This window comes from Shinella sp. S4-D37 (assembly GCF_040812195.1).
Classification (GTDB): Bacteria; Pseudomonadota; Alphaproteobacteria; order Rhizobiales; family Rhizobiaceae; genus Shinella.
Genome location: NZ_JBFNXL010000005.1, coordinates 2,257,193 through 2,280,180, shown reverse-complemented (window position 1 = coordinate 2,280,180; position 22,988 = coordinate 2,257,193). Strand labels below are relative to the sequence as shown.

Here is a 22,988-nt window from a genome sequence, read left to right as displayed (position 1 = left end):
CGGCCAAACGATGACAAGAGCGCGGCGGCGCTCACTCGAAGCCGGTCAGCGTCGTGTCGCCGACATTGATGTCGCCGAGCGTGCGGAACATCAGCCGCGCGCCGATCGACCAGTCGTTCGCCGTCGTGCCGGATTTGTCGCGCGTCTGCTCGTAGACGATCGAGAAGACCGTGTCGCGATCGTCATAGGAGAAGCCGATGCCGTTGCGCGACAGGCTCTGGCGCTTGATGTCGTAGGTCAGCGACCCGAACACCGACCAGTAGTCCTCGAACTTGAAGGCGGCGGCGCTCTGGATCTCGCTGGAATCCTCAGCGAGGCCATAGGCCGGCTGCGCGGCGATGCGCGTGTAGGTGATCTCCGTCTCGAAGCGGGCGCCGTCGAAGCGCACCGAGGTGTCGGCGCGGCGCATGGAGAAGTCGTCCTTGTCGAGGCGGGCGCTGTGGGTGATCGACAGGCCGTTCGGCAGGTCGATGCCGGCCATGCCGACATAATCGGACGAATCCGTCTCCAGCCCCGAATTGGCGCCCGCATTGACGAGATCGGGCGTGGCGAAGGAGTTCACGCCGCCGAGATGGAAGGACTGGCCGACGATGGAGCGCAGGCGCAGGCCGTTGTCGAAGGTGCCGGTATAGCGCAGGCCGAGATTGGCGCGCGAACCGCCCTCGATCCGGTCGAAGCCGGAGAACTTGTCGCGTTCGAAGAGGTTGGTGGCGTCGAAGACGAAGCTCTGCGCATCCTCGTTCGGCAGGCCGCCGGCATGGTCCTCGTCCGGGCGCAGGTAGACCTGCGCGACCGGCTCGAACAGATGCGTGCTGTAGTCGGTCGTCGCGAGGATCGGGTAGCGCGCCTCCAGGCCCGCCGTCAGCATCGTGCGTGTCGCGCTGTTGTCGTCGACATAGTTGCCGGCATAGCCGGCACCGGGATCGTTCATGTCGAGGCGGTGGATATCGCCGCGCGCCGCCAGCAGCGGGGTCAGCACGAGGCCGCCCGGCACGACGAACTGGCGCCGCCATTCCACTTCGCTGGTCAGCCGCGTCGTGCCGCCGGCAAGGCCGCGGAACCGGTCGTTGCCGCGCACGCTGTAGGCGTCGCGCAGGTCGCGCTCGACATTGGTGATGTTCGTGGTGATCGACAGTTCGCCGCCCAGCACCGGCTGCGGCACGATATATTCGTGGTCGAGCGTCTGGGCGATCGCCTGCTTGCGTTCAAGCTTGTCCTGCGGGTCCGCGTCCTGCACGTCGAAATAGAAGGAGCGCAGGTCGAGGACGTTCCGGTCGCCGAGGCCCGTCAGGTAGACCTGGTTGGCGTGGATGCGGTCTTCCAGGCCGTCGAGGTCGTAGGTGCGCGAGAAGTTGTTGTCGGTCTGCGCCATGACATCCCAGCCGAAGGACCAGCGGGGATTGATCTTGAAGCGGCCCTCGGAGGCGACCATGCCGCGGAAGTCGTCGCGCCGGTCGCTCGTGCCGGCGGTGAAGACGCTCGGGTTCCACTGGTCGATGCCGGCGGCGCGCAGCGTGATCTGGCCGTTGTGGAAGCGCTTGCGGAACTCGCCCTCGACGAGGAAGCCCTGGCGGGTCAGCACGGTCGGCGAGAGCGTCGCGTCCATGTCCGGGGCGATCGCGAAATAATAGGGCGTCGTGATGCCGAGGCCGAGCTTCTGCTCGTAGCTGAACTGCGGGAAGAGGAAGCCGCTCTTGCGCTTGACCGTATGGTCGGGCACTTCCAGCACGGGAATATAGGCGATCGGCCTGCCGAACATCTCGAAGCGCGCGCGCTCCATGCGGATGGTCTTGGTGCGGCCGTTCTGCACGATGCGCTCGGCCTTGACCTGCCAGAGCGAGCGGTGCGTGGGATCGGTGGCGCAGGGCGTGCAGGCGGTATAGACGGCGTGGTTGAGGATCATCTCCTCGCCGTTGACGCGCTCGCCGCTGGTCGCCGCCAGCTTGGTGAGGTCCGTGGTCTCGATGCGCAGCGCGTTGACGAAACCGTTGGCGAAATCGTCCGACAGGTCCATCTCGTCGGCATAGACGCGGTTGCCGGTCGGCTCGATGAGCTCGATATTGCCGTGCGCCGTCAGCCGGCCGGTCTTCTGGTTGTATTCGACCTGGCGGGCGACGAGCTTGTAGCCGCCATAGTTGATCTGCACCGCGCCGCGGGCGATCACCTTCTCGGTATCGTTGTTGTAGACGAGCTCGTTGGCCGCCAGCAGCAGCTTGGCGTCGTCGGGGATCTTCGGTTCCATCGACTGGATGTCGGGCGCCTGCGCCCGGGCGGGAAGCGCTGCGGCGGACACGATGGCGCCCATGGCCGCACCTGCAAGCAGGGCGGCTTTCAACCACCTGTTCGTTTTGCGGTCGCCTGCCGCCACTAGCCATCCTCCTGATGGAGAAGAATCGTCGCGCCCAACGACATTGCGACGACCACTGGGAGCCAGGCCGCAACGAACGGAGGAACAACACCGCTGCTTCCGAATGCTTTCACAAGCACGGTGACGACATAAAGCATGAAGCCTGAAAGGATTCCACCCAGAATCACCGCACGCGATTGATTAAACCGGCTAAATTTCAGTGATACACAGGCCGCGATCAGCGTCATGGCGACGAGCAGCAGCGGCAGCGACAGCATGGAATGAAACTGCGTTTCCAACGCATCCGTCGGGAAGCCGAAGGACTTTGCCGCCTCGATCTTGCGCCCGAGGCTCAAAAACGGAATGGATTCAGGCTTTTCGAGGCTTTCCTGGACGAATTCCCGTTTCAGGTTGGTACGAAGCTGTAGCTCAGCGAGACGGGCCGGCAATTCGCCGTTGCGCGTCTCGTGTACGTTCTTAAGGAGCCAGTAACCATCTTCCAAGGTCGCCGAATCGGCATCCTGCCGCAGCACGATGCGGCCGTCGGGATCGAAGTGGATGACGGTGACGTTCGCAAGGCGCGTGCCGCCGTCGAGAACGGCCTTGGCGCCGATGATCGCCTGGTCGTCGCCGTAGATCTGGCGCAGCCACGGCACGGCGGTCTCGGTGCGCGCGGCATTGCTGGCGCCCCAGCCCGATTCCAGCTCCGCCGCCTTCCTGGCGCCCCAGGCGGCGATGGGGTTGATGGCGAGCACGGCCATGACGCCGAACAGGAAGGCGCCGATGATGAAGGGGCGCAGGAACTGCCAGACCGAAATGCCGGCCGCGCGCGTGACGACCAGCTCGTAGCGCCTGTTGAGCGAGATCAGCGCCGCCATGCCGGAAAAGAGCGCCACGAAGGGCACGGTCTGCATCAGGATCATCGGGATGCGCAGCGCCGTCACCAGGAGGCCGCTCGTCAGCGTATAGCCCGGCAGAACGCCGACGCGGTTCGACATCTCGCTGAAATCGATGATGAAGATCAGCGAGAAGATGCCGGCGAGGAACCAGACCGTCGTGATGATGTAGCGGCGGAAGAAATAGAAGCCGAGGGTGGGGATCATGGCGTGCCGCCCCCGCCGCTGGAGGCCGGGCCCGTTCGCGAAAGACGCGCCAGCAGCCGGTCGCGCAGGTCGGTCAGCCGCTCGCCCAGCGTCACCGGAATGTCGAGGCTCTTGTTGCGCCCGAGATAGCGGATCGCCAGCGCCCCGGTGACGACCGGGATGATGTACATGATCGGGATGTAGTAGCCGGAATCGTCCGCATTGTTCGACGCGTAGAAGCTTGCCCAGCGCACGAAGAGGGCTGTCAGCAGCGCCGTGATCATCGGATGAACGCGGGCCTCGCGATGCGAGCGGGCATCGCCGCTGACGACGAGCGCGATGAGGCCGAAGACTGCCGGGAAGAGCCATTCGGTGAAGCGGCGGTGGATTTCCGCGGTGAAGGCGCCGGGATTCTTCTTGTATTGCGGATCGTCGGTGTCCGGATCGAGAAGATAGAAGAAGTCGCGGTCCTTGGCCCGGATGTTGGACTTGCCGGCGGCCTGGGTGAGGTCGGCGAGGTCGAAGGCGTAGGAATCGAACTTGATGATCGAGACGTTGCCGTCCGGCAGCTTGCGGTGCACCTCGCCGTCCTTCATGACGAGCGCCGAGCTGTTCTCGTCCACCGCGCCCTCGCGGGCATAGTAGACGAGCTCGAAGCGCGGATCGCGCGTATCGGCGACGAAGAGGCCGCCGAGCACGCCGCCGTTGCGCCGTTCCGCCACCTGCACGTAGAGGCCGTCGGTGATCTTGCGGAAGGTGTTTTCCTGCACGACGGCCGAGAGCATGTCGGCATGGGCCGTCGCGATCATCTTGCGCACGGCGGTGCGCGAATAGGGCTCGACGAAATTGTCGACGGCGAAGGAGACGAAGCTCATCGCCACGGCGAGGATCATCACCGGGCGGATGATCGTCATGCGCGAGGCGCCGGCCGAGTTCAGCACCGTCAGCTCCGAATCGGAGTTCATGACGGTCAGCGTCTGCGACACGCCGATGACCAGCGCGAAGGGCAGGATGATGGGGATGACCGAGGGCAGGACGAGCGAGGCGAGCTTCAGGAAGGCGAAGATCGACTGGCCGCTGTCGGTGACGAGGTTGATGCTGCCGAGGGCCTGCGTGACCCAGACGATGCCGAGCAGGGGCACGAGCGTGGCGACGAACATGAGCGACGCTCGCCGCAGGATATAGCGCTCGATCAGTTTCATCGTTTCGTCCGCGTTTGCGACAGGCAGCTCCGGCCCTGGGCGGGGGCGCCCGCCGGAACAGCCATGGGCATATAAGCTTTCTTCAGGCTGACGCCATAGGCAGGAACCCGCATCTGCATGGAAAATTTATGGCGAACAAGCATGCCCATCCATCTGTAAACAAGCTGTCGCATCTTGCCAAGCGCCGCAAAAGCGACAAGGAGTTGATGAGATTGGCGGCCTCCCGGGCGGGATGACAGGCCTGCCGGCACTACATTCGGAGTAAGTCATGGCTTCCAGGTTCGACATCGGTTTCACAAAGACGGCGCGCGCTTCGGGCGGCCTGGCGATCCTTCTGCAGATCGCCGGCGAGGCCGCGGCCGGCCTCGGCGAGGTCGATCCGGAAGGCGTCGTCGCGCGGGCGGCGGGCGTCGCGAAGTTCACCGGCAAGGCGCTGAAGACGCTCGACGTCCTGGCGCCGCACGGCGCGCCGGTCGACCGCATCCTCGTGCTCGGCCTCGGCGAGGCTGAAAAGCTTGCGGCCCATGACTGGCTGAAGGCCGGCGGCGCGGCGGCGGGCAGGATCGGCCGCGCGGAGAAGGCGACGGTCTATCTCGATGCGCCGGGCGCCGACGTGACGGCGAAGAACGCCGCCGATTTCGCCCTCGGCATGCAGCTCGGCGCCTACAGCTTCGACACTTACAAGACGAAGAAGGGCGAGGACGACGAGGCGAAGGCCCAGAAGGCCGTGAAGGTGACGATCGTCACCGCCGCCGCCAGCGCCGCCAAGAAGGCGAACGAGCTGTCCGAGGCGCTCGCCGAAGGCGTGATTCTCGCCCGAAACCTCGTCAACGAGCCGGCCAACGTGCTCGGCCCGGTCGAATTCGCCGACAAGGCCAGGGCGCTCGAAAAGCTCGGCGTCGAGGTGGAGATCCTCACCGAGCGCGAGATGAGGAAGCTCGGCATGGGGGCTTTGCTGGGCGTCGCGCAGGGCTCCGTGCGCCCGCCGCGCCTTGCGGTCATGCACTGGAAGGGCGGCAAGGAGAAGGACCGGCCGATCGCCTTCATCGGCAAGGGCGTCGTCTTCGATACGGGCGGCATCTCCATCAAGCCGGCCGCCGGCATGGAGGACATGAAGGGCGACATGGGCGGCGCCGCCGCCGTCATCGGCCTCATGCACACGCTCGCCGCCCGCAAGGCGAAGGCCAATGTCGTCGGCATCCTCGGCCTTGTGGAGAACATGCCCGACGGCAACGCCCAGCGCCCCGGCGATATCGTCAGGTCGATGTCCGGCCAGACGATCGAGGTCATCAACACGGACGCGGAAGGCCGCCTCGTGCTGTGCGATGCGCTCTGGTACTGCAACGAGACCTTCAAGCCGCAGTTCATGGTGAACCTCGCGACGCTGACGGGCGCGATCATGGTGGCGCTCGGCAGCCATCATGCCGGCCTCTTCTCCAACGACGACACGCTCGCCGCGCGCCTCACCGCCGCGGGCCTGTCGACCAACGAGCGGCTGTGGCGCATGCCGCTCGGCCGCGAATACGACAAGATGATCGACAGCAAGTTCGCCGACATGAAGAACACCGGCGGGCGCTATGCCGGCTCGATCACCGCCGCGCAGTTCCTGCACCGCTTCGTCAAGGACACGCCCTGGGCGCATCTCGACATCGCCGGCACGGCCATGGGCTCGCCGACGGACGAAATCAACCAGTCCTGGGGCTCCGGCTTCGGCGTGCGCCTGCTGGATGAGCTGGTGCGCGCGAATTACGAAGGGTGAGGAGAGGGTGAGCGAAGTCCTCTTCTACCACCTGACCGAATCGAAGCTCGAGGACGCGCTGCCGCCGCTCCTCGACAAGAGCCTCGAACGCGGCTGGCGCGTCGTCGTGCAGACCGGCGACGCGGAACGGCGCGATGCGCTCGACACGCACCTCTGGACCTTCCGCGAGGAGAGCTTCCTGCCGCACGGCACCGACGAGCAGGCCTTTCCCGCCGACCAGCCGGTGCTTCTGACGACCGCCGCCGACAATGCCAACGGCGCGACGGTGCGCTTCCTCGTCGCCGGCGCCGAACCGCCGGCGCTCGATGCCTATGCGCGCGTCATCTTCATGTTCGACGGTTACGACCAGACCGAGGTGGAGACAGCGCGCGCGCACTGGAAGCGCCTGAAGGGCGAGGGGCACCAGCTCACCTACTGGCAGCAGAACAGCGACGGCCGCTGGATGAAGAAGGCCTGACCGCGTTCAGGCAGGCCTTGCGTCCGGCTTGTCGTGGGTATATGCCCGCAAGCATGTCCAGGGATATCTGCCACTGCATCGTCCTGCGCAAGGCCTCGCGAAAGGTCTCGTCCTACTATGACGAGGCGCTGGCGCCGCTGGGCGTGAACATCGCCCAGTTCAGCCTGCTGCGAACCATCGACCGCATGGCCCCCGTCTCGCTGACCGACCTCGGCGCGCGCGTCGAGCTCGACCGCTCGACGGTCGGCCGCAATGCCAGGGTGCTGGAGCGCATGGGGCTGGTCGCCATCAAGCCCGGCAAGGACCAGCGCGAGGCCATGCTGACCATCGCCGAGCCCGGCCGTGCGGTGCTGCGGGAAGGGGCCCCGCTTTGGGACGGCGTGCAGGATGCCATCGAGGCCCGGCTGGGGCCGGACGGCGCCCGGCAGTTGCGGGACCTGCTCGCGGCGCTGTGATTTTTTGACGATAATAGGGGTATCTACCCGCAAAATCGGCCGCACCGGCGGCAACGAGGAAAGGGACCGAACCATGATCTCGACAGGCGTCGCCCGCTGGATGGCCGGGCGCAATCTTCACTACGGCTGGGTGGTGGCCGCCACCACCTTCCTCACCATGCTGGGGACGGCCGGCGCGATGGGCTCGGCCGGCGTCATGATCCAGCCGCTGCATGAGGAATTCGGCTGGGACATCGCCGATATCTCGTCCGCCATGGCGGTGCGGCTGGTGCTCTTCGGCCTGCTCGGCCCCTTCGCCGCCGCCTTCATGAACCATTTCGGCATCCGCCAGGTGGTCGCCACGGCCCTGGCGCTGATCATGGGCGGTATCGTCGCCTCCTTCCTCATGACCGAGGTCTGGCAGCTTCTCGTACTCTGGGGCCTCGTCATCGGCGTCGGCACCGGCATGACGGCGCTGGTGCTCGGCGCCACCGTCGCCGCACGCTGGTTCTCCAGGCGCCGCGGCCTCGTCGTCGGCCTGATGACGGCGAGCAGCGCGACCGGCCAGCTCGTCTTCCTGCCGCTGCTCGCCGCGCTGACGCAAGCCTATGGCTGGCGCGCGGCCCTGACGCTCGCCGTCGCCGTCATCGCCGCGGCCATGGTGCTCGTCCTTCTCCTGATGCGCGATCATCCCGCCGATCTCGGCCTGCCGGCCTATGGCGAGACGGCGGTCGTCCGCCCGCCGAAGCAGGACCACAGCCTGCGCGCCACGCTGCTTGCGCCGCTCGTCACGCTGAAGAGCGTCTCCGGCAACGCGGTCTTCTGGGTGCTGTTCGGCACGTTCTTCGTCTGCGGCCTGTCCACCAACGGCCTCATCCAGACGCACTGGATCTCGATCTGCGGCGATTTCGGCATGGCGGCGGTCACGGCCGCCGGCACGCTCGCCGTCATCGGCCTCTTCGATTTCTTCGGCACCGTCTTCGCCGGCTGGCTGTCCGACCGCTACGACAACCGCTTCCTGCTCTTCTGGTTCTACGGCCTGCGCGGCCTGTCGCTGCTCTACCTGTCCTTCTCCGGCTTCGGCGTGGTGGAGCTTTCGGTCTTCGCCGTCTTCTACGGCCTCGACTGGGTCGCGACCGTGCCGCCGACCGTCAAGCTCGCCGCGGAGAATTTCGGCCGCGAGAAGGCCGGCCTCGTCTTCGGCTGGGTTTTTGCCGGCCATCAGCTCGGCGCTGCGACGGCGGCCTTCGGCGCGGGCTATCTCAAGAGCGATTACGATACCTACATGCCCGCGCTGCAAGTCGCCGGCCTGATGTGCATCCTCGCCGCGCTCTCGGTGCTGCTGGTGAAGCGCCCGGGCCCGGCCCCGCTCGGCGCGCAGGCGGGGTGATGGCAAAAGGCCCGCCGGTTGGCGGGCCTTTTGCCTGTTCAGTCGTGGAAGGTCTCGACGAACTTGCGCCGGCCGAGCATGAAGGCATCGGCGACGTGGCGCAGCGGCGCGAGGTCGACGTCGGACTTCCCGGCCTTCACCAGTTCGGCGAAGCGCCTGTAGAGCATCGGATATTCCTGCTCCGGCGCCTCGTGCACCAGCTTGCCGTCGATGGAGAGCTTCGCGCCGCCCTCCGACAGGACCATCGCGCCGGCCTCGGTCTCGGCAACGATGTCCCAACTCTGCTTGCCGGTCTGGCGCCAGTCGAATTCGGCGGCAAGGTCGAGGCCCTTCGCATCGGTGAAGGTCATCGCGGCGGCGATCGGCGCGTCGCGGTTTTCCGGGAATTCCAGCGTGGCCGCGGTGATGAAGACGGGGCGCGGCAGGATATGGGTGACGATGGAGAGCGCGTTGATGCCCGGGTCGAAGACGCCGAGGCCGCCCGCCTGCCAGATCCATTCCTGGTTCGGATGCCAGTGGCGCACGTCCTCCTTCCAGATCACCCGCATGGAGCGGATCGTCGTGCCGGCAAGAAAGCTCTTTGTGGCCTCGACGGCCGGCGCATAACGCGAATGCCAGCTCGCGAAGAGCGAAACGCCCTTGGCGGCGGCTAGCGCTTCGAGGTCGGCGACTTCGGAGAGCGTCGCGCCTGGCGGCTTTTCGAGGAAGACGTGCTTGCCGGCCGACAGCGCCTTTTCGGCCGCCTCGTAGCGGTATTGCGGCGGCATGCAGAGCGAGACGGCGTCGATCGCGGGCACGGCGGCCAGCATCTCGTCGATCGACTTGAAATTGTCGATGCCGTCGACCGTGCCGTGGCGGCTCGCCGCGGCGATCAGCCTGTAGTCGGCATCCTTCGCGACGGCCGGAAGATGCTGGTCGCGCACGATTTTGCCGACGCCGACGATTGCGAGATTGATCGGGGACATGGCTCCACCCTCATTTGTATGATGATTTGGCGCTGTTGTAGCAGAACCGCGGAGGGGGGCAAGGGTGCCCGTGCGCGCGGATTTGCCTATCGTTTGTGCAATGCGGCCGAAGCCCTCTTCGCCTTTCGTCTAATGGAGGCTCTCAGGCCGGGAAAACCGGACCGCGGGCTTGAAACGGGTCTTGAAATCGGCACTCTGGCTGTGCTTGGCACTAAAGCAATAACACACCAAGCGGGGAGGAGTTCTCATGAAAGCGCTGCTGGCCTTCAGCCGGCTCATCGACGTGATCACGGAAAACATCGGGAAGGCCGTCGGCTGGCTCATCCTGGTCGCCGTGCTCGTCAGTGCCGGAAATGCCGTCGTCCGAAAAGCCTTCAACACATCGTCCAATGCCTGGCTCGAGGCGCAATGGTATCTCTTCGGCGGTGCCTTCATGCTCGCCGCCGCCTATACGCTGGCGCAGAACGAGCACATCCGCATCGACGTGGTCTACGGCAAGTTTTCGCGCCGCGTGCAGCACCGGATCGACCTTATCGGCCATTGCCTCTTCCTGATGCCCTTCGTGCTGCTGATGGTCTATTTCCTCGTGCCCTACGTCCTGATGTCCTTCCGCTCGGGCGAGGGGTCCTCCAGCGCCGGCGGCCTCATCGTCTGGCCGGCCAAGGCCGTGCTGCTCGGCGGCTTCGTGCTGCTGGCCTTCCAGGGCGTTTCCGAGATCATCAAGAAGATCGCCATCATGCGCGGCGACATGGAGGACCCAACGCCCTACGTGCCGTCGCATGCCCCGCTCGAATCGGCCATCGCAGAGGAGAAGGGCGCATGATCGAGTTCATCGCGGAAAACCTCGCGCCGATCATGTTCATGTCGCTGATCGTGTTCCTGCTGCTGGGCTATCCGGTGGCGTTCTCGCTGGCGGCGAACGGCCTGCTCTTCTTCATCGTCGGCGTGGAGCTCGCGCCGCTGTCCGATTCGATCAACCTCTCCTGGCCGCTGCTGAACGCGATGCCGGAACGGCTCTGGGGGGTGATGTCGAACGACACCCTGCTCGCCATCCCCTTCTTCACCTTCATGGGGATCGTGCTGGAGAAATCCGGCATGGCCGAGGACCTGCTCGACACGATCGGCCAGCTTTTCGGGCCGATCCGCGGCGGCCTTGCCTATGCGGTCATCTTCGTCGGCGCGCTGCTTGCAGCCACCACCGGCGTCGTCGCCGCCTCGGTCATCGCCATGGGCCTCATCTCGCTGCCGATCATGCTGCGCTACGGCTATGACCGGTCGATCGCCTCGGGCGTCATCGCGGCCTCCGGCACGCTGGCGCAGATCATCCCGCCGTCGCTCGTCCTCATCGTGCTTGCCGACCAGCTCGGCCGCTCGGTCGGCGACATGTATGCCGGCGCGCTCATCCCGGGCCTGGTGCTGACCGGGCTCTACATGCTCTATATCCTGCTGATGACCTTCCTCAAGCGCGACGCCATGCCGGCGCTGCCGCTGGAGGCGCGCTCGCTCGGCGCGGGGGTCACGTCGCTGGCCATAGCGCTCGCGGTGGCGGCCGGCTTTGCCTATGCCGCGCATATCTTCCTCTATCCGACCCAGGGCGAGAACGCCGACATCCTCGGCGCCACCGTCGGCGTCATCTTCATCTATATCGTGGCGGTGGCCGACAAGGCGTTGAACACCAACATGATGTCGCGGCTCGCCCAGCAGGTCATCATCGTGCTGATCCCGCCGCTGGCGCTGATCTTCCTCGTGCTCGGCACGATCTTCCTCGGCATCGCCACGCCGACGGAGGGCGGGGCCATGGGCGCGGTGGGGGCGCTCGCCATGGCGGCGGCCAAGGGCCGGCTGAGCATGGAGGTCGTCCGCTCCGCGCTGACGGCCACCACGCGGCTTTCGTCCTTCGTCATGTTCATCCTCATCGGCGCCCGCGTCTTCTCGCTCACCTTCTACGGCGTGAACGGGCACCTGTGGGTCGAGCACCTGCTGGTCTCGCTGCCGGGCGGCGAGACGGGCTTCCTGATCGCGGTGAACGTGCTGGTCTTCTTCCTGGCGTTCTTCCTCGATTTCTTCGAGCTCGCCTTCATCATCGTGCCGCTGCTGGCGCCGGCCGCCGACAAGCTCGGCATCGACCTCATCTGGTTCGGCGTGCTGCTCGGCATCAACATGCAGACGAGCTTCATGCATCCGCCCTTCGGCTTCGCGCTGTTCTACCTGCGCTCGGTCGCCGCCCGTGTCCCCTATCTCGACAAGGTGACCGGCAAGGTGACCCAGCCGGTGACCACGACGCAGATCTACTGGGGCGCCGTGCCCTTCGTCGGCATCCAGGTTGTCATGGTGGCGCTCACCATCCTCTTCCCGGGCATGGTCATGCACTACAAGGGCGAGGGGACCGGCATCGATCCGGCCACCATCAAGATCGAGGTGCCCGGCTTCGGCGGCGGCCTGACGCTGCCCGACAATGGCGGCGGCCTCGGCCTGCCCGGCGGCCTGCAGCTTCCCGCCGGCAACCCGCTGGAGGGCGGCGAGCAGAAACCGGCCGAGGGCGGTGACCAGAAACCGGCAACGGACCTCTCCAGCCCACCGTCCTTCAACTGATGAACTGCCAATGGGGCTGGCGCAAGCCGGCCCTTCAGACTGATGGCGAAGTGCAGCAAACCTCTCCTCTCCGTCATGGTCGGGCCTGACCCGACCATCCACGCTCCGGGCGCGGAGGTGGATCCTCGGCTCAAGGCTGAGGATGACGTCGTGGGTGGTGTGAGGTCTGTCAACAAACCGAGGAGTCGCCGCAAGCCAAAGAAAAACCCCGGAGCATCGCTGCTCCGGGGTTTTTTGCGGTTTCCGGCGGGCGCTTACAGCTTGTCGCTGCGCTGCTGGATCATCATGAACGTGTCGTAGTTGTATTCGGCGATCTGGGCGTTGAGGTAGTATTCGCCGCGGAAGCCCTTGATCGAGTCCCAGATCTTCTTGAAGGTCGGGTTCGAGGCTTCCATCTCGGCATAGACCTCGTTGGAGGCGTCGAAGCAGGCCGACAGGATTTCCTGGCTGAACGGGCTGAGCTTCGCGCCGGCGGCGACGAGGCGCTTGATGGCCGAGGGGTTCAGGTAGTCGTATTTCTGCAGCATGTTCGCGTCGGTCGCCTGGCAGGCCGTGCGCAGCAGCGACTGGTAGGCCTTCGGCAGGCCGTCATAGGCCGCCTTGTTGAACATGGCATGCACCGTCGGGCCGCCTTCCCACCAGCCGGGATAGTAGTAGTAGGGTGCGACCTTGTAGAAGCCGAGCTTCTCGTCGTCATAGGGGCCGACCCATTCGGCGGCGTCGATCGTGCCCTTTTCGAGCGAGGGATAGATGTCGCCGCCGGCGATCTGCTGCGGCACGACGCCGAGCTTCTCGACGACCTTGCCGGCAAAGCCGCCGATGCGCATCTTCAGGCCCTGCAGGTCGGCGACGGTCTTGATCTCCTTGCGGAACCAGCCGCCCATCTGCACGCCGGTATTGCCGCCGGGGAAGCCGACGAGGCCCTGGGTGGCGAGGAATTCGTTGAAGAGGTCGATGCCGCCGCCATGGTACTGCCAGGCGTTCATGCCGCGCGCGTTGAGCGCGAAGGGCACGGCCGCGCCGAGCGCCCAGACCGGGTCCTTGCCCCAGTAGTAATAGGCCACCGTGTGGGCGGCCTCGACCGTGCCGGCGGCGGCGGCATCGGCGGCCTGCAGGCCGGGCACGATCTCACCGGCCGCGAAAGCCTGGATCTGGAAATTGCCGTCCGTTGCTTCGGAGACGTATTTCGACAGCACTTCGGCGCCGCCATAGATCGTGTCGAGCGATTTGGGGAAGGAGGAGGCGAGGCGCCAGTTGATCTTCGGATTACTCTGCGCGATGGCCGGGGTCGCAAGTACCGTGGCGGCCGCACCGCCCACGCCGGCGACACCGGCTTTCTTCATGAATGAACGACGATCCATAATGTTCCTCCCAATGGCGAGCGGTGCTTTTCCCGCTCCTTGTCATCACCGGGAACCTAACCATGTCGGCAAGGGGGTTTCAAGCCGGGGCGGGAAAGAACGCGAAAGCGCCTTCTACAACTTTCGTCTTAGGCGTCGATTCTCCGCTATCTGCCTGTTTTTTGGACTTTTCCGGCGCTTTCCGGTGCCGGTTGACAGCCCTTGCCGCGATTGAAAGATTGGGCGGGAAACGACGGGGCGGAAGGCGACAGCATGGATATCGAGATTCGCAGGGCCTATCGCGACGAACTGGTCGAGATCCTCGACTTCGCCGCGGCGGAAGGATGGAACCCCGGCCTCGGCGATGCCGCGCCGTTCTGGGTGGCCGATCCCGAGGGCTATCTCGTGGCGGAGGCCGACAAGCGCCTCGTGGGCGCGATCTCGCTGGTGCGCTACGGCGCGCATTACGCATTCCTCGGCTTCTACATCGTGCATCCGCAGGCGCGCGGGCAGGGCGTGGGCCTGCGCCTGTGGAACGCGGCGATGGAGCTTGCCGGGGGCCGCACCGTCGGCCTCGACGGGGTCGTCACCCAGCAGGAGAACTATCGTCGCGCCGGCTTCGCCTTCGCCCATGCCAACATCCGTTATGGCGGCCGGGTGCAGAGCCCGATGCCGGGCGATCGGCGGCTGACGCCGGTCTCGCCCGTCCACATGCCGCTGATCGTCGACTACGATGCGCGTTTCCATCCCGCGCGCCGCGAGGCGTTCCTGCGCGAATGGCTGAAGGAGCAGGAGACGCGCCAGAGCGTCGCGCTGCTGCACGGCACCGGCATTTCCGGCTACGGCACGATCCGCGCCTGCCGGGAGGGTTTCAAGATCGGTCCGCTGTTTTCCGACACCGATGTGGGGGCGGAACTGATCTTCCGCGCGCTGGTCGCAAGCGTCGGCGGCGGGGAGGTGTTTCTCGACATTCCCGCGCCGAACGCCGAGGCGAAGGCGCTCTGCGTGCGCCACGGCCTCTCGCCGGTCTTCGAGACGGCGCGCATGTATCGCGGCGCGGCGCCGGACCTGCCGCTCGGCCATATCTTCGGCATCACCACCTTCGAACTCGGCTGAGCGGCGCTACCCGGCCATCGCTTCCTCGTACTGCGCGGAAAGCTCCAGCCACTGTTCCTCGGCGTCGTTCAGCTTGCCGGCCGCCATGGCGCGCAGCTTGGCCTTTTCCGTGGCCTTGGCCGGGCTCTTCTCGTAGAGCACCGGATCTGCAAGCTCCACGTCAAGAAGCTGAATCTGCTTCTGCAGCTTTGCCGTCAGGGATTCGATTTCATTGATCTTTTTCTTCAAGGGGGCGAGCTGGGCGCGCCGGTCGGCATTGGCCTTGCGCAGGTCCGCCTTGCTGGCCTCGCCGCCGTTGGAGGCGGATTTCTCCCTGTCGTCCTTCCTGCCGGACTGGACGATGAGGCTGCGATATTCCTCCATGTCGCCGTCGAAGGTCTTCACCGTGCCGTTGTTGACCAGCCAGAGCCGATCGACGGTCGCCTCGATGAGGTGCCGGTCGTGCGAGATGAGGATGACCGCGCCCTCGTAGTCGTTCAGCGCCTCGATCAGCGCGCGGCGGCTGTCGATGTCGAGATGGTTCGTCGGTTCGTCGAGGATGAGGAGGTTCGGCGCGTCGAAGGCCGCAAGTCCCATCAAGAGGCGCGCCTTCTCGCCGCCGGAAAGGTCCTTTGCCGCGGTCGACATCTTCTCCGTCGCAAGCCCCATCTGGGCCACACGGGCGCGCACCTTCGCCTCCGGCGCCTCGGGCATCAGCCGGCGCACATGCTCGACCGGCGACTGCTCGGGGACAAGGTCGTCGAGCTGGTGCTGGGCGAAGAAGCCGATCTTGAGGCCCGGGGCGCGCTTCACCGCGCCCGATTCAGCCTCCAGCCGGCCGGAGATGAACTTGGCGAAGGTCGACTTGCCGTTGCCGTTCGAACCCAAGAGGGCGATGCGGTCGTCGTTGTCGATGCGCAGGCTGATCTGTTTCAGGATCGGCTTGCCCGGCACATAGCCGACCGCGCCGCCCTCGATCGCCACGATCGGCGAGGCGGGCTGCTTTTCCGGCTCGGGGAAGGTGATCGGCTGGACATGCGTTTCGACGACGGCGGCGACCGTGCCCATGCGCTCCAGCGCCTTGACGCGGCTCTGCGCCTGCTTGGCCTTGGTCGCCTTGGCCTTGAAGCGGTCGATGAAGCTCTGCAGGTGTTTTCGCGCGGCCTCGTTCTTGGCCTTGGCCTTCATCTGCAATTCGTCGGCTTCGGCCTTCTGGCGCTCGAACTGGTCGTAGGAGCCGCGATAGAAGGTCAGCTTCTGCTGGTCGAGATGCACGATGGCGTTGACGGCGGTGTTGAGCAGGTCCCGGTCGTGGCTGATGATGATGACCGTGTGCGGATAGCGCCGCACGTAATCCTCCAGCCAGAGCGTGCCTTCGAGATCGAGATAGTTGGTCGGCTCGTCGAGCAGCAGCAGGTCCGGCTCGGAGAACAGCACGGCCGCCAGCGCCACGCGCATGCGCCACCCGCCGGAAAAGCTCTTCGCCGGGCGCTGCTGCGCCTCGTGGTCGAAGCCGAGGCCGGAAAGGATGCTCGCCGCGCGCGCTTCCGCCGAATGGGCGCCGATATCGCCGAGCCGCGTCTGGATCTCGGCGATGCGATGCGGGTCGCTCGCCGTCTCCGCTTCCTTCAGGAGGCTTGCACGCTCCTTGTCGGCGGCCAGCACGATCTCGATCAGCGGATCGTCCGTGCCCGGCGCTTCCTGCGCCACCTGGCCGATGCGCGCGTTCTTCGGCAGCGAGATGCTGCCGGCCTCGGAGGCGAGCTGGCCGGTGATGACGCGGAACAGCGTGGACTTGCCGGTGCCGTTGCGGCCGACGAGACCCACCTTCACCCCGCTCGGCAGCGAAAGGGAGGCGTTATCGATGAGGAGGCGCCCGGCAACGCGGGCGGTGAGGCCGGAAATCGTGATCATGCCGGGTCTATAGAGCAATTCCCGCGAAAGTGCGAAGCGGTTTTGCGCCCGGAATCATGCCAAAAGAGAAGACGGCGCGCGTCAGGCCGCCGCGCCGCCGCGATAGCCCCGGCCGGACCGGTCGGCGACCTCGGCCGAGTAGATGCGCAGCGCGATGCCGGTTTCGCCGGCATAGGCGAGCGCCTGCCCGGCCTGGTCGTAGAGCATGGCCGGCGTCGTGGCCGCATCGCTCATCGAGACGCCGGCCGTCAGCGTCAGGAAACCGGCCGGCAGTTCGCGCTCCATGAAGGGGAAGGGCTTTTCCGCAACCCGCGCGGCGATGCGGCGGGCGATGGTCACCGCGATCTCGCGGCTGACGTCGGACAGCAGCAGGCAGAAGACGTCCGGCCCGGTACGCGCGACGAAATCGCCCTTCTTGACCGAACGGCGGAAGATCGCGGCGAGGCGCTTCAGCGTCTTTTCCGCCGCGCCCGCCGGGTGGGTCTCGGCAAATTCCCTGAGCTGCTCGACGCGGAACATCAGAAGGGCCGCGGTCTCGCCCGTCGCCTCGCCCTGGAAGAAGGCCTTCAGCAGGCCGAGCAGCGCGGCGTGGTTGCCAAGGCCGGTCACGGGATCGTGGGTCAGCGCCTCGCGGCTGACGGAAAGGCCCGAGCGCAGGCCGTCGAGATGGGCCTGCAGGTCTTCCAGCCGCGCGGTGGACGCGCGGTCGGCGCCGAGGATATCGCGCAGGATCGACAGGAGTCGGCCGGCATCGCTGGAAAAATCGGAAATGCCGAGCACCGGGTCCTGGCGCATGCGGGCGGCGATCTCTTCCAGTTCCTGCAGGGCGACCGCGCGGTCGCGCCGGCTGGCTTCCCCCGCCGCCGCGATTTCGCCGAGCACCCGCACCGCTTCGCCCGCCGCCTGGCCGGCCGCCAGCGCATTGTGGCTGGGCAGGGCGTAGCGCAGCGCGATCGAATCGAGCGACGCCTGGTCCGGCGCCTTGCCGAGCGCCGCGATCTCGCGTGCCACGCCCGCATTGCCGTTCATCGCCTCGAACAAGAGTTCGTAATTGCGCGGCAGGCCGGTTATGCCGAGATTGGCCATCACATGGGCGATGCGCGCCGTGATCGGCGGCACGGCGGGCTGCGTGTTGGGGGCGGTGCTGTCCTTGCTGCTCATGAGACGCCGTCGGGTGGTGCGCCGGCGGACGGCCGGCGCTGGAGCTATCGATCGGCGTAACTATCGGATCGCGCGGTTAATTTTGCGTGTGCCGGTGAAAAATTCAGGCCAGAGTTGATTAACCGCAAGACGGGTGGACCGCATCCTCGTACGGCGGCATCCGCGGTTGCCGCCGTACGAGGAGGTGGTCCGGACCCTCATGCCGTCCGGCGGGCAAGCGGGATCACCCGCATCACCTGCCCGAACACGGTGGTGCGGGGCGGCTGCGCGGCGCGGGGCGCGCGATTTTGCTGGAGGTCGCGCAGGGCTGCCGCATATCCCTCCGCGCGCGCTTCCTGCAGCGCCACGTCCAGGGTCTTCTCGATCACCGGATAGCACTCCTCCGGCAGGTAGGCGTTCGGGGCGTCGGTGCCGTAGACCCGTGCCATCTTGCAAAGCGTACTGCCGAGCAGGGCTGCCCACTCTTCGGTCGTTCTTGCCATTGTTCTTCCCTCTTTCAGGAGAGGCCCGTGCCGTCCCGCACCGGCCTCAATGGCAGCGACTATCCCATTACCGATCGCCCATGCCTGTCACTTGGGTGACAGGGCGGAGCAGCCCCCTTGATCGATGCCGAGCACTCCCATACCGCGCGACTGTATCACTACTCTTGCAGGAGCAGGAAGAGGCACTCACCCTAAAATTTATAGGAATTCCCTTCCGTCCGTGCGCGCGAAATAGATGAGATCGAGTGTGATGCTCGGCCCGCCGACCATCGTCAGCATGGCATGGCACTGGCCGCGATGGTGGGTCTGGTGGTTGAACATGTGGGTGAGGGCAGGGCCGAGCGGGTGGGTGATGACAGTGGGATTGGTGAGCGGGCTATAGGTGATATCGGCGGCGATCGTCTCTTCCGACAGCGAATCGACATAGGCGGTCAGCCGCGCGTCTTCCGCCTGCCGCGCCGCCAGCAGGCCGGGAAAATCCTCGTGGAGGATCGCGTCGAGGCACGTCGGGGCGTCGCCGGCACCGGTAAAACGCTTCAGCCAGATGCGGTCGGCGGTCAGCAGATGGTTCAGCGTGCGGTGCAGCGAGCCGAAGAAGGCGCCGAGATCCCGGCGGAAGGCCTCGTCGTCGAGCTTGCCGACCTCGGCATAGAGGGTGCGGTTGGCCCAGGCATTGTAGGCGGCGTACAGGCGGTAGTGGTCGCGCATCGTGGTCTCCGTGATCTGCCGGGACTATAGCCGAAGCGCGCATCGGCGGCATGAATGCCATTCATGAAATTATCTGATTTGCGCCAGGCGCCGTCCTGCGGTCCAATGGCGGCAAACCGAACGACGAGGCCTTCATGACCAGACTGCTCTATGCGCTTTCCGGCGCCGACCGCACCCGCCAGTTCTCGCCCCATGTCTGGAAGACCGTCATGTCGCTCGCCCACAAGGGCCTTTCCTACGAGACGGTGCCGGTCGGCTTCACCGAGATCCCGGCCATCGAGGACGGCAGCACGGCGACCGTGCCGCTGCTGCGCGACGGCGACCGGCTGGTGCGCGACAGTTTCGACATCGCGCTCTATCTCGACGTGGCCTATCCCGACCGGCCGTCGCTGTTCGGCGGGGAGGGCGGCAGGGCGATGGCCCGCTTCGTCGAGAGCTGGTCGCAGTCGGCCCTGCACATGGCCGTGACCCGCATTGCCATCCTCGACATCCACAACCTGCTGGAGCCGGCAGACCAGACCTATTTCCGCCGCAGCCGCGAGGAGCGCCTCGGCGCCTCGCTGGAGGACATCGCGGCGGCCGGCAAGGCGGAGATCGAGGGCTTTTCCAAAAGGCTCCAGCCGCTGCGCAACATGCTGAAGGCCCAGCCCTTCATCGGCGGCGAAAGCCCGCTCTTTGCGGACTACATCGTCTTCGGCGCGCTGCAATGGCTGCGCACGACGGCCGGCACGAAAGTGCTGGAGGAGGGCGATGCCGTCGCCGGCTGGTTCGCCCGCTGCCTCGACCTGCACGGCGGCGTCGGCCATCGTGTGACGGCGGCGTGAAACTTTGCCGCCGGCGGCGCCAATCGCGGCGCCCCTCTTGTTTTGCTGGGCGCGGGCGGCTATGGAACCGGCCACTTTCACCGGAAAACCAAGGGAAACGGGAAAATGGCGATTGAACGCACCTTTTCGATGATCAAGCCGGACGCGACGAAGCGCAACCTGACCGGCGCGATCACCAAGATGCTCGAAGACGCGGGCCTGCGCGTCGTTGCTTCCAAGCGCGTCTGGATGAGCAAGCGCGAAGCCGAAGGCTTCTACGCCGTTCACAAGGAGCGTCCGTTCTTCGGCGAGCTCGTCGAAGGCATGACCTCCGGCCCGACGATCGTCCAGGTCCTGGAAGGCGAGAACGCCATCCTGAAGAACCGCGAAATCATGGGCGCCACCAACCCGGCCAACGCCGACGAGGGCACGATCCGCAAGACGCACGCCCTGTCGATCGGCGAGAACTCGGTTCACGGCTCGGACGCTCCGGAAACGGCTGCCCAGGAAATCAAGTACTGGTTCTCCGACACCGAAATCGTCGGCTGAATCGGTTTGTCCGGCTGCGGCCGGAAGCCTTTGACAGGATTTGGGAACCGGGGCCGAAAGGCTCCGGTTCTTCATTTTTCCGGATCGAACTTGAAGATCGGCTGGCCGGCGAAGAGCAGCGCTTCGGCCGGATGGTGCAGATAGCTCGCGCAGCCGCGATCGAGGCGGATCGCGAAATCCGTGGCGAGGGCAAGCCTCGTTTCGGCCGGCTCGACGGCAAGGACGAAATCGGCAAGGCGGGCATGGTCGCCGGCAGCGAACAGCAGTTCCGCGACAATCGGCGCCTTGACCGGGTCTTTGCCGAGCGGCGTCAGCGGCACGGATTTCAGCGAGCCGGAAAGCTCCGTCCACAAGGGCCATTCCGCCTGGAATTTCGCGCTGATATCCACCGGCATTCCCGGCAGGACATCGGCTTTGCCGGTGAGATAGGGCCCGAGCGCGTCGATCGCGACGACCCGGTCGAGGAGGTCCCGTATAGAGACATTGCCGGTCGGGGGAACGATGCGGCGCGTGTTGATGGACATGCTTTCGAGCGTCGTATCGACCACGGCGGGATCGTGTCCGGCAGCGCGAAGCGTCCGGTAGGCCACAAGCCATGCGGGATCGAGCAGGCCTTCCTGCCTGATTCGCCCCGCCGCGATCTCGGCCAGGACCGCGTTCGCCGCCTTTTCCGCCGCGGCGATGTCGCCGGTCTGGTTCAGATAGGTCATCAGGAAATCGCGTTCCGGCGCCCTCGCCGCCATAATCCAGACGGTGTGCAGGCTCTTCTGCGTCGCCTGGGCCGCGGCGTCGGGCACCGGGATCCGCGGCAGGGCCGGATTGCCGACGAGCGCCGGCGTCCAGCTCCACATCCGCGTCAGGTCGGAAAGCCGGCTCGTATCGGGAAAGCCGGCGACGAAGGCGGACCAGGCATTCGCGTCGCGCCGGCTCGCCACGAGACCGGCCTGGAGGAAGAACAGCTTGTGGCGGCCCGCCGATGCGGCAAGTTCCGCCTTCTCCTCGTCGGGCCTGTCCGCGATGACGGGCACGATCCGTCCGCTGACCGGGACTTGCCGTTCCGGCGGCAGGCTGGCGATGGCGGCCAGCAGCTTTTCGCCGTCGCCGTGCAGCAGGATGGCCCGCAGGGTGGAAACCAACCCGTTCAGCTGAACCGGATCGGCATTGTCCAGCGCGCCGAACCCGTCGCGCGTCGCATCGATGGCGCCGGCAAGATCGATCGCTTCCCGCACGCCGGCATCGCGCAGGGCATGGGCGAGCTCCGCCGCCGCGTCCATGGAAAGCCCGCCATAGCGGATCTTCAGATAGGCCGCCTCCGCCCCGAACCCGCGCGCCTCCAATCGCGGCAGCGTCTCCCGATCCGCCAGCACCATGTCGGAAAAGGCGAGGATGACGGGTTGTGCCGGGCAGGCTGCCGCATCCTCGGCATGGGCCGCGGGGGCGAGCACGGAAAGGCCGAGCGCCAGGCCAGGCAGGAATCGCATTGGTCCGATCCTTGAAGAAGCACCTTCGAAGGGAACGCACGAAACCCGGCGAATATTCGTCAGCCGGCGGGGCACGTCGCCGTTTCGAAATGCGCGGGCGCCTTGCCATCCTTGAACACCTCCGGGTTCCGGTCGTAGCCGGGGCCGACGACGAGGGCCTTTGCCGGCAGGATGCTCTGGTCGGCACTGGAGGTGACCTGGGTTTCCAGGCTTTGCAGCACGGCGCCGTCAGGCCCGACCACCCGGATCGACACCTTGTAGGGCACGCCCTTCTTCACGCAGGAAATATCCGGGCTCTCCAGCGCGACGCGGGTGAGGTTGGCGAATAGCCTGCGCTCCAGCGTCAGCGGCGCGCCGCCCGCCGGGTTCTCGAACTCGGCCCGCACCACGGAGCCTTCCGGCACGGGTTCGGTACGGTCGAGCGTGACCATGTAGGTGGCATAGGCGAGGCGGTAGTTGAAGACGAACATCTTGCCCGTCAGCGTCAGCGGATCGGTTCCCGTCTCGCGCTGGCAGGCGGCAAGGACAAGCAGGAGCGGCAGCAGCATCAACCAGGATTTTCTCATAGCGCTTTCTCCTCGCGGTTGCGGTGGTAATGGCGGCTGGCCTTCGCCCGGTTGCCGCAGACGGCCATGTCGCACCAGGCGCGCGAACGGTTGCGGCTGCGGTCGAGGAAGAGCCAGTGGCAGTTCGGGCAGATCTTCAGCCGTTCCGGCTCCGGGTGCGCCAGCAGCAGCAGCGCGGAGCGCGCCGTCGCGCTGTCGAGCGCCCGCGGCCGGGTGCCGGAGCGGCGCAGCGTCGCGGCGATCGCCTCCAGCAGGTCGGCAAGCAGCGCCGGCGTCCCATGCCCCAGCACCTCGGCGCGGAAATGCCGGTCGATCGCCTCGCGCAGCGAAACGAGCCCGGCGCGCGCCTCCCCGGTGACCCTTTCGAGCGGGCCGAAGAGCGCGCGTTCCGCCCCGTGCCGGTCCGCTCCGGCGGAAAAGGCGTCCATGGTGGCGGGATCGGCGAAACGGTCGATCCGCCGTTCCGGATCGCCGCGCAGCACGACGGAATTGGCGACGTCGAGGGCGAGCGCGCCGCCGGAGAAACGATGCGGGGTCCAGGAGAAGGTCATGCGATATTCTAACTGGTAAAAGCATTTTTACCAGTTATAATTTGCGCGCTCCTCCAGAACGGCCGGCCGCCGTTTTCCGGGAAGCCGATGTGACGAAGCGGAAGAGCCCG

21 protein-coding genes are annotated in these 22,988 nt (G+C 66.2%); 9 read left to right on the top strand and 12 right to left on the bottom strand.

Features of this window, described 5'->3' with window-relative positions; translation table 11 throughout:
• Positions 1-31 precede the first annotated feature (31 nt).
• The 3 genes from AB3G45_RS18600 to lptF are packed head-to-tail and all read right to left on the bottom strand — an operon-like array spanning position 32 to position 4,631.
• Complete coding sequence (locus AB3G45_RS18600; protein ID WP_367831944.1) at positions 32-2,368, bottom strand: LPS-assembly protein LptD; 2,337 nt, start codon at positions 2,366-2,368, stop codon at positions 32-34.
• Positions 2,368-3,450, bottom strand: a complete 1,083-nt coding sequence (gene lptG / locus AB3G45_RS18595) for an LPS export ABC transporter permease LptG (RefSeq protein ID WP_367831943.1) — start codon at positions 3,448-3,450, stop codon at positions 2,368-2,370. The genes AB3G45_RS18600 and lptG overlap by 1 nt, the downstream gene beginning before the upstream one ends.
• A complete protein-coding gene (gene lptF, locus AB3G45_RS18590; protein ID WP_367831942.1) occupies positions 3,447-4,631 on the bottom strand; it encodes an LPS export ABC transporter permease LptF in 1,185 nt (394 codons plus the stop codon). The genes lptG and lptF overlap by 4 nt, the downstream gene beginning before the upstream one ends.
• Positions 4,632-4,899: 268 nt before the next feature.
• Here lptF and AB3G45_RS18585 point away from each other — a divergent pair, with 268 nt between their 5' ends.
• From AB3G45_RS18585 to AB3G45_RS18570, 4 genes are all read left to right on the top strand, one after another.
• Complete coding sequence (locus AB3G45_RS18585) at positions 4,900-6,390, top strand: leucyl aminopeptidase (RefSeq protein ID WP_367831941.1); 1,491 nt, start codon at positions 4,900-4,902, stop codon at positions 6,388-6,390.
• 7 nt (positions 6,391-6,397) lie between these two features.
• Entirely contained in the window at positions 6,398-6,847 is a 450-nt protein-coding gene (locus tag AB3G45_RS18580; RefSeq protein WP_367831940.1) for a DNA polymerase III subunit chi, read from the top strand.
• 53 nt (positions 6,848-6,900) lie between these two features.
• A complete protein-coding gene (locus AB3G45_RS18575) occupies positions 6,901-7,302 on the top strand; it encodes a MarR family winged helix-turn-helix transcriptional regulator (protein WP_367831939.1) in 402 nt (133 codons plus the stop codon).
• A gap of 73 nt (positions 7,303-7,375) precedes the next feature.
• Positions 7,376-8,671, top strand: a complete 1,296-nt coding sequence (locus AB3G45_RS18570; RefSeq protein WP_367831938.1) for an MFS transporter — start codon at positions 7,376-7,378, stop codon at positions 8,669-8,671.
• Positions 8,672-8,709: 38 nt separating this feature from the next.
• On the opposite strand, the gene AB3G45_RS18565 is transcribed toward AB3G45_RS18570, so the two are convergent.
• Positions 8,710-9,636, bottom strand: coding sequence for a Gfo/Idh/MocA family protein (locus tag AB3G45_RS18565; protein ID WP_367831937.1), 927 nt, complete (start codon positions 9,634-9,636; stop codon positions 8,710-8,712).
• A 247-nt stretch (positions 9,637-9,883) separates the two neighbouring features.
• Between AB3G45_RS18565 and AB3G45_RS18560 the strand changes: the two genes are divergently transcribed.
• Positions 9,884-10,459, top strand: coding sequence for a TRAP transporter small permease subunit (locus AB3G45_RS18560; protein WP_367831936.1), 576 nt, complete (start codon positions 9,884-9,886; stop codon positions 10,457-10,459).
• Positions 10,456-12,228, top strand: coding sequence for a TRAP transporter large permease subunit (locus AB3G45_RS18555; protein ID WP_367831935.1), 1,773 nt, complete (start codon positions 10,456-10,458; stop codon positions 12,226-12,228). Before AB3G45_RS18560 ends, AB3G45_RS18555 begins: the two co-directional genes overlap by 4 nt.
• Before the next feature lie 254 nt (positions 12,229-12,482).
• On the opposite strand, the gene AB3G45_RS18550 is transcribed toward AB3G45_RS18555, so the two are convergent.
• On the bottom strand, positions 12,483-13,589 hold the full coding sequence (locus tag AB3G45_RS18550) for a TRAP transporter substrate-binding protein (protein WP_367831934.1): 1,107 nt from the start codon (positions 13,587-13,589) through the stop codon (positions 12,483-12,485).
• Between the two features lie 252 nt (positions 13,590-13,841).
• Between AB3G45_RS18550 and AB3G45_RS18545 the strand changes: the two genes are divergently transcribed.
• The gene (locus tag AB3G45_RS18545) at positions 13,842-14,684 is read left to right on the top strand and encodes a GNAT family N-acetyltransferase (protein ID WP_367831933.1); all 843 of its coding nucleotides are present in this window, start codon (positions 13,842-13,844) and stop codon (positions 14,682-14,684) included.
• A gap of 6 nt (positions 14,685-14,690) precedes the next feature.
• Here the strand turns inward: AB3G45_RS18545 and AB3G45_RS18540 are convergent, their stop codons facing one another.
• From AB3G45_RS18540 to AB3G45_RS18525, 4 genes are all read right to left on the bottom strand, one after another.
• The gene (locus tag AB3G45_RS18540) at positions 14,691-16,577 is read right to left on the bottom strand and encodes an ABC-F family ATP-binding cassette domain-containing protein (RefSeq protein ID WP_367831932.1); all 1,887 of its coding nucleotides are present in this window, start codon (positions 16,575-16,577) and stop codon (positions 14,691-14,693) included.
• Between the two features lie 81 nt (positions 16,578-16,658).
• Positions 16,659-17,738, bottom strand: coding sequence for a GGDEF domain-containing protein (locus tag AB3G45_RS18535; RefSeq protein WP_367831931.1), 1,080 nt, complete (start codon positions 17,736-17,738; stop codon positions 16,659-16,661).
• A 197-nt stretch (positions 17,739-17,935) separates the two neighbouring features.
• The gene (locus AB3G45_RS18530; RefSeq protein ID WP_367831930.1) at positions 17,936-18,220 is read right to left on the bottom strand and encodes a hypothetical protein; all 285 of its coding nucleotides are present in this window, start codon (positions 18,218-18,220) and stop codon (positions 17,936-17,938) included.
• Between the two features lie 198 nt (positions 18,221-18,418).
• Positions 18,419-18,928, bottom strand: a complete 510-nt coding sequence (locus AB3G45_RS18525) for a DinB family protein (protein ID WP_367831929.1) — start codon at positions 18,926-18,928, stop codon at positions 18,419-18,421.
• A gap of 134 nt (positions 18,929-19,062) precedes the next feature.
• Here AB3G45_RS18525 and AB3G45_RS18520 point away from each other — a divergent pair, with 134 nt between their 5' ends.
• Together AB3G45_RS18520 and ndk are read left to right on the top strand one after the other, a co-directional pair.
• Positions 19,063-19,752 carry a glutathione S-transferase family protein gene (locus tag AB3G45_RS18520; RefSeq protein ID WP_367831928.1) on the top strand — a complete coding sequence of 230 codons (690 nt, stop codon included), beginning with the start codon at positions 19,063-19,065 and terminating at the stop codon, positions 19,750-19,752.
• A 105-nt stretch (positions 19,753-19,857) separates the two neighbouring features.
• The gene (gene ndk, locus AB3G45_RS18515; RefSeq protein WP_028736091.1) at positions 19,858-20,280 is read left to right on the top strand and encodes a nucleoside-diphosphate kinase; all 423 of its coding nucleotides are present in this window, start codon (positions 19,858-19,860) and stop codon (positions 20,278-20,280) included.
• Between the two features lie 71 nt (positions 20,281-20,351).
• Here the strand turns inward: ndk and AB3G45_RS18510 are convergent, their stop codons facing one another.
• The 3 genes from AB3G45_RS18510 to AB3G45_RS18500 are packed head-to-tail and all read right to left on the bottom strand — an operon-like array spanning position 20,352 to position 22,878.
• On the bottom strand, positions 20,352-21,761 hold the full coding sequence (locus AB3G45_RS18510) for a hypothetical protein (RefSeq protein WP_367831927.1): 1,410 nt from the start codon (positions 21,759-21,761) through the stop codon (positions 20,352-20,354).
• 59 nt (positions 21,762-21,820) lie between these two features.
• Positions 21,821-22,327, bottom strand: a complete 507-nt coding sequence (locus AB3G45_RS18505; RefSeq protein WP_367831926.1) for a hypothetical protein — start codon at positions 22,325-22,327, stop codon at positions 21,821-21,823.
• Positions 22,324-22,878 (bottom strand): CGNR zinc finger domain-containing protein, encoded by a 555-nt coding sequence (locus tag AB3G45_RS18500; RefSeq protein ID WP_367831925.1) that lies wholly within the window; start codon positions 22,876-22,878, stop codon positions 22,324-22,326. Before AB3G45_RS18500 ends, AB3G45_RS18505 begins: the two co-directional genes overlap by 4 nt.
• Positions 22,879-22,988: the final 110 nt, after the last annotated feature.

Coding starts and splice junctions, on each gene's coding strand:
- lptG (WP_367831943.1), bottom strand. CDS start 3,450: ATGATCCCCACCCTCGGCTTCTATTTCTTCCGCCGCTACATCATCACG.
- lptF (WP_367831942.1), bottom strand. CDS start 4,631: ATGAAACTGATCGAGCGCTATATCCTGCGGCGAGCGTCGCTCATGTTC.
- AB3G45_RS18585 (WP_367831941.1), top strand. CDS start 4,900: ATGGCTTCCAGGTTCGACATCGGTTTCACAAAGACGGCGCGCGCTTCG.
- AB3G45_RS18575 (WP_367831939.1), top strand. CDS start 6,901: ATGTCCAGGGATATCTGCCACTGCATCGTCCTGCGCAAGGCCTCGCGA.
- AB3G45_RS18570 (WP_367831938.1), top strand. CDS start 7,376: ATGATCTCGACAGGCGTCGCCCGCTGGATGGCCGGGCGCAATCTTCAC.
- AB3G45_RS18565 (WP_367831937.1), bottom strand. CDS start 9,636: ATGTCCCCGATCAATCTCGCAATCGTCGGCGTCGGCAAAATCGTGCGC.
- AB3G45_RS18560 (WP_367831936.1), top strand. CDS start 9,884: ATGAAAGCGCTGCTGGCCTTCAGCCGGCTCATCGACGTGATCACGGAA.
- AB3G45_RS18555 (WP_367831935.1), top strand. CDS start 10,456: ATGATCGAGTTCATCGCGGAAAACCTCGCGCCGATCATGTTCATGTCG.
- AB3G45_RS18550 (WP_367831934.1), bottom strand. CDS start 13,589: ATGGATCGTCGTTCATTCATGAAGAAAGCCGGTGTCGCCGGCGTGGGC.
- AB3G45_RS18545 (WP_367831933.1), top strand. CDS start 13,842: ATGGATATCGAGATTCGCAGGGCCTATCGCGACGAACTGGTCGAGATC.
- AB3G45_RS18540 (WP_367831932.1), bottom strand. CDS start 16,577: ATGATCACGATTTCCGGCCTCACCGCCCGCGTTGCCGGGCGCCTCCTC.
- AB3G45_RS18535 (WP_367831931.1), bottom strand. CDS start 17,738: ATGAGCAGCAAGGACAGCACCGCCCCCAACACGCAGCCCGCCGTGCCG.
- AB3G45_RS18530 (WP_367831930.1), bottom strand. CDS start 18,220: ATGGCAAGAACGACCGAAGAGTGGGCAGCCCTGCTCGGCAGTACGCTT.
- AB3G45_RS18525 (WP_367831929.1), bottom strand. CDS start 18,928: ATGCGCGACCACTACCGCCTGTACGCCGCCTACAATGCCTGGGCCAAC.
- AB3G45_RS18520 (WP_367831928.1), top strand. CDS start 19,063: ATGACCAGACTGCTCTATGCGCTTTCCGGCGCCGACCGCACCCGCCAG.
- ndk (WP_028736091.1), top strand. CDS start 19,858: ATGGCGATTGAACGCACCTTTTCGATGATCAAGCCGGACGCGACGAAG.
- AB3G45_RS18510 (WP_367831927.1), bottom strand. CDS start 21,761: ATGCGATTCCTGCCTGGCCTGGCGCTCGGCCTTTCCGTGCTCGCCCCC.
- AB3G45_RS18505 (WP_367831926.1), bottom strand. CDS start 22,327: ATGAGAAAATCCTGGTTGATGCTGCTGCCGCTCCTGCTTGTCCTTGCC.
- AB3G45_RS18500 (WP_367831925.1), bottom strand. CDS start 22,878: ATGACCTTCTCCTGGACCCCGCATCGTTTCTCCGGCGGCGCGCTCGCC.